Raw genomic sequence first — 2,975 nt, forward strand, 5'->3', positions numbered from 1 at the left:
TAGCATCAAAGCAGGACTCAATCAATTCGAGGACTTTGGGTTCGTCGGATAGTTGATTTAAGGCAGCGTTCAGCAGTTTGCGCTGGTGATGATCTAATTCACGGATTGCAGTAATTAATTGAAAAAACTCGGCGTTTTTCATGATGATCTCCAATTGAAAACCTACATGGCTTATTTTATGAAAAAGAAATAAAAAATTCCATAGTTAACGATGACATAGCCTTATTTAATGGTCTAGACGTTTCAGTTGTTACCCCTAAAAACCTTAAAACTATGATTAATCCACAAGCCGCCGCACATTTTCGCCGATTAGGCACGCTAACTATTTTCGCTGTTTACTTCGTCATCCTGGTCGGCGGCATCGTACGGGCTTCCGGTTCAGGTATGGGTTGCCCCGACTGGCCGACTTGTTTCGGACAATGGGTGCCGCCTACTGATGAATCCCAATTGCCCGCCAATTATCAGCAGATTTATGCGGAACGCGGTTATGAAAATACCCAGTTTAACCCGGTAAAAACCTGGACCGAATACACCAACCGTCTGGTCGGGGTGACGATAGGATTTCTGATCTTGCTGACGGCTTGGTCATCGCGCATTTATCTTAAAACAGATAAAACCATTTTCTATTTGGCGATCAGTGTGTTTCTTCTGATCGGTTTTCAAGGGTGGTTAGGCTCGATCGTGGTGGCAAGCAATCTCAAGCCATTGATGATCACCTTACATATGCTGCTGGCTTTGTTTATAGTCGCCTTGCTTATTTATACGATTGCCCGTTCGCAACGGGAGGCTATCGCCCGGATTGATATTCGAGCGCTGCCGGATAAATTTAAAACGGTGTTAATCGCGGCAATGATTTTGACTCTGTTGCAAGTGGCAATGGGAACCCAGGTTAGGGAAGCGGTAGATTTTATTGCCCATGGTCATGCTTATATTGAGCGCCAATATTGGCGTGACGACTTTCCGCTGATCTTTTACATACACAGATCGTTCTCCTCGATTATTTTATTCACCAACCTTTGGCTGACCTGGAAAATTGTCCGGTCTGTCGATAAAAAAAGCCTGTTACGGACTATCGGTTTATCGCTGGCCGTTCTGGTAGTCACGGCTATTATTGCAGGCATTAGCCTCGATAGATTGGGTATGCCCCCTGTTGCCCAGCCAATTCACCTGTTGATGGCTAATCTTATTTTTGGTGTACAGTTTTTTCTTTACAGTTGTCTGAATTACGCTTCGGTACGCCGCTAAGCTTATCGACAATGCAGGGGAGGGTTAGCGAGAAGATATTTCCTCGTTCCCGCGCTGGAGAGACTGTGAAAGTTTTATCCAAATCGAGCTGAAAAAATTATTTACCACAGAGAGCACGAAGGACACGGAGAAAATAACAGCATTAATTCAATGCATTAAAAACTTCGTGCTCTCGGCAACTGCTCCTGCGTTGCTCTACCTCTTGCATCCTTGCAGTCGTCCGTGTTCTTCGCGGTTATTTTCTAAATACGAATACTTTCACAGTCTCTGGAGCATGGGAACCAGAAACTTCTTCTTCCTCAAGGTAGACGGAGCTGGTATTTGTGTAGATAGCCATGCCTACTGGGTAAGCTTAGACAGGGGATATTTAAAAAACCGAAATTTGATGCATAAACACTATATTTATAATATAAATAATAATAAAAATTTCAGCTATCAATGACAACTCAAAACCAAATTATAGATTCACGTTTTCTAAGAAGGTACGTTAAGCGTTTTTTGCCAAACTCTCAGGCGGTCGCACTGGCAATTATTTTAATTGTCAGTTTCGTGCTGATTTATTCATTGTCCGGTTTGTTAATGCCGGTTTTCATCGCAATCGTGCTGGCCTATCTGCTGGAAGGTCTGGTGGGTAAGGCTGAAAGCATGAGGATGCCGCGCTTGCCGGCTGTGTGTCTGGTGTTTTCAGTGTTTATGGCTTGTTTCGGTTTTTTATTGTTTTACCTGATACCGATTGTTTCACAACAGGCCATCGAACTTGTTCAACATATCCCTGCGATAATTTACAGCGCGGAAACTGTAATTATGCGTTTGCCGGAAATGTATCCGAAATTGATTTCAGAAGTAAAGATTCAACAGATGATGTATGCAGTGCAGAGAGAATTGTTAACTTACGGGCAAAATATGTTGTCGCTTTCGGCAGCATCTGTTGTGGGTTTGGTCAGTGTAATGATTTATGTGTTTCTAGTGCCGATGATGGTGTTTTTCTTTCTAAAAGACAAGCAGATATTGGTATCCTGGTTTTTGCAGTTTATGCCCAAGAACAGGCATTTGACGGTACGCGTATGGGAAGAGGTCGACGTACAAATCGGTAATTATGTGCGCGGCAAGTTTGCCGAGGTTTTTATTCTTTGGGCCGTCAGTTATGCGACTTACGCGGCGATGGGGCTGAATTACGCGATGTTGCTGGCTGTTTTTATGGGCTTGCAGGTTATTATTCCTTACGTTGGTGCAACGCTGGTTACCTTTCCGGTTTTGGCCGTCGCTTATTTCCAGTGGGGATTAAGCGGCGATGAGTTTATGTACCTTGTCATTGCGTACTCAATTATTCAGCTGTTGGACGGCGTTGTGTTAGTGCCGGTATTGTTTTCCGAGGCGGTTAACTTACATGCCATCTCGATTATTGTTGCGATTTTATTTTTTGGCGGCTTGTGGGGTTTTTGGGGGGTATTTTTAGCTATTCCATTAGCGACTGTTGTCAAGGCGGTACTGACCGCCTGGCCACGGATTGGGGATGAAAATCCGAATATAAATTATTAACTGATGTTACGCAGCCAGTAATTTTTGCAACTCTTCATAAGCTATCTGGTTCGCTTTGATAAACAGCTTAGTTCTTAGCGCAAAATGATTGGCCTTGTATTTTATCTTCAGACATTCCAGCTTGAACACCGCATAGATCGACATGAAGACATGGTTGTTCTGAGTAGTGACCGTACGGGTTGGTGACTTTG

At 43.6% G+C, this 2,975-nt stretch carries 2 protein-coding genes and 1 pseudogene; 2 read left to right on the forward strand and 1 reads right to left on the reverse strand.

Annotation, left to right across the window (positions count from 1 at the left end):
• Positions 1-273 precede the first annotated feature (273 nt).
• Positions 274-1,245, forward strand: a complete 972-nt coding sequence (locus tag RW114_RS20250) for a COX15/CtaA family protein (RefSeq protein ID WP_340124541.1) — start codon at positions 274-276, stop codon at positions 1,243-1,245.
• Positions 1,246-1,683: 438 nt separating this feature from the next.
• Entirely contained in the window at positions 1,684-2,784 is a 1,101-nt protein-coding gene (locus tag RW114_RS20255) for an AI-2E family transporter (protein ID WP_340124542.1), read from the forward strand.
• 6 nt (positions 2,785-2,790) lie between these two features.
• Here RW114_RS20255 and RW114_RS20260 read toward each other — a convergent pair.
• A pseudogene (locus RW114_RS20260) lies at positions 2,791-2,975 on the reverse strand (IS701 family transposase); the annotation flags it as partial.

Origin of the sequence: Methylobacter svalbardensis (assembly GCF_037671525.1) — a bacterium.
Lineage (GTDB): Bacteria > Pseudomonadota > Gammaproteobacteria > Methylococcales > Methylomonadaceae > Methylobacter_A > Methylobacter_A svalbardensis.